Raw genomic sequence first — 373 nt, forward strand, 5'->3', positions numbered from 1 at the left:
GGACACCGTTTTTACTGTAGCCGTATGTTTCAGCGTGGGTCTTGCGGCGGGGCTTCTGGCAGGGGCGCTTTTCTATTTTTTCAGCACTTTTTTGTCCCTTTGTTTTTTTTATCTTTCTTTTTTTAATGTTGCGCCCGGGTTTTTTTTTTTTATTTTTATTGTTTTTACAATAAAAGCAACAGGTTTGATAATTTCCTTCGTTTTTTTTTGTCCTTTCATACCTTCTTGATAAAAATCTTTTAATATAATAATTCTTTTTATTTCTTCTATTTTTTTTTCAAAACCAGGAAGACGCGAAAACCCTTTTTCGGTAAATTTACGTTCAATTTTTTCTACATTGGAGGTAACAAAAACCGCCTGTACATCTATACGC

General features: G+C 33.5%; 1 protein-coding gene. It reads right to left on the reverse strand.

Annotation, left to right across the window (positions count from 1 at the left end; translation table 11 throughout):
* Positions 1-108 precede the first annotated feature (108 nt).
* Positions 109-373, reverse strand: a 265-nt coding sequence (locus tag ACYVTD_RS17920; protein WP_461248966.1) for a hypothetical protein, incomplete at its 5' end; no start/stop codon positions are given.

It is taken from the genome of Treponema sp. R6D11 (assembly GCF_054786075.1).